The sequence below is a fragment of the Marinagarivorans sp. genome (assembly GCF_982758155.1).
This window is the reverse complement of sequence record NZ_CEXWTU010000111.1, coordinates 13565-15399: the sequence shown is the minus strand read 5'-3', so window position 1 is coordinate 15399 and position 1835 is coordinate 13565. Positions and strand designations below refer to the sequence as shown.

Annotated in this window: 2 protein-coding genes; both read right to left on the bottom strand. The window is 51.8% G+C overall.

The genetic code is table 11. The annotated features are described in order from the left end of the window. On the bottom strand, positions 1 to 1303 hold a 1303-nt coding region (locus tag AC3A8L_RS12565; protein ID WP_487962608.1), incomplete at its 3' end, for an alpha/beta fold hydrolase. Between the two features lie 21 nt (positions 1304 to 1324). Beyond that, a partial coding sequence (locus tag AC3A8L_RS12560; protein WP_487962607.1) for an aminotransferase class I/II-fold pyridoxal phosphate-dependent enzyme occupies positions 1325 to 1835 on the bottom strand: 511 nt, incomplete at its 5' end.

Here is a 1835-nt window from a genome sequence, read left to right as displayed (position 1 = left end):
CCGCCTGCCACGCCATTTTTAACTCATGCAAAGTCCCGGGCCCTAAAGTAGCGATTACCGCTTTCCCGCCCGGCTTTAACACGCGATATATTTCAGAAAACAACAAGGGTAGATCGGCGCACCATTGAATCGCCAAGCTTGAAACCACACAAGTCATGCTGCCATCAGAAAACGGGAGGTATTCAGCATCTGCAGCCACATAGTGTGCTGAACCTTCGGTAGCAACACAACCTGCTCGCTCTTTCGAAAAACGCAGCATTCCTTCGGCAATATCCAGCGCGACTACTGCCACACCCTCCCGAACAAGTGCGGTCGTTAAAACACCCGTGCCGGAACCAATATCCAAGAGTATGCCGGCGTCAGGCTTCGATACCATCACCCGCCGAAAAACGTTTTCTGCGATTATTTTTTGCACACGCGCAAAAGCATCGTAACTCAAAGCCGCCGCACTAAATGCACGCGCAACCTTGCTTTTATCCATAGCGAACTGGCAGTGGGTTTTAACAAAAACACTCACCGCCCTTGCCACTAACTCGCCAGAATCCAAGGGCATACAATGGCTTGCGCCACCCAACACCTGCACCTCACCGAATTGCTGAAGAGGTGTATCCACAGGCACTAACGCATCACTTTCGGCCAATAGGTGCAACTGCGGCTTATTAAATGCCGCGTACGCTGGGCGCGAATCAAGACCCAACCAACGCAAAGTAGGCAACCAACAAAGATCATCACCGCAAACAGGCATAAGCTCGCGCATTAACGCCTTGAGCTCGCGCGGCTTAGCCGCCCCGCCAGCTTGCAAGACATGAAAACGCTGAACAGTTTTTGCCGCATTAGCTGAAAAATTATCGCAAAAAGCGGTATAAGTTTCAGGCTTCATAGCCTGAGGCCAGTCATGCCGAGCAACGAAACAAGGATTAGATGCCAGCGTAATCAAACCCGCAATAACTGTGGGGATTCGTGCCGACATTTCAGCCGCTACCTGCCCCCCCAAAGACCAACCTAAAAGGTATAAGTCACGCGAAGCACACTCGGGCCACTGCTGCTTAGCCTTGCTTATTGCATCGCCCGCAGCACCTACAAAAGCCTCGAAATCCAATAAACACGCTTGCGTCGCACCGGAACTAAACCCAGGTAATTCGAGCGTTAAAATGCCATAACTTGGTAAGTGCTTTGCGAGCTCTTGCCAAACTTGCGCATTCGAAGCCCAGCCGTGAATTGCAATTATGATCGGCGCATCAACCCGCCCTTTTTGAAGCCACGAGAGTAATACACTAGGCTGTGAAGCTGCCACATCATTCACGATAATAATTCCGCACACATATCACTCTGGTACAACCTTAAGCGCATCAGCTAACGCTAGCCACAAACCTTCAATATGCTGCTTTTTGTGAGCCGCCGATAAAGTAATGCGCAGCCGTGCAGTGCCAACAGGCACGGTAGGCGGCCTAATAGCGCCCACCCAGTAACCCGCACGCAACAGCATCGCAGATACCGCCATCAAACGCTTTTCCGTACCCAACACCAAAGGCTGTATTGCCGTGTCGCTCGATAACAACGCAGCGGTATCACCACAAGGGAGATACCGCTTCGCCATCTGCTGAAAGTACGCAATATTATCCTGCAAACGCGCCCGGCAAGCAGGATCACCCAAAAGCAGGGACACGCTGGCATAATTACCCGCAGCAACAGCAGGTGGCAACGCCGTAGTGTAAATATAGGGCCGGGCAAACTGGATAAGCGTTTCGATTAAAGCCTCACTACCTGCCACAAAAGCTCCGAAACCGCCCACAGCCTTACCGAGCGTGCCCATGTAAATGGGGGCGTCATCAATA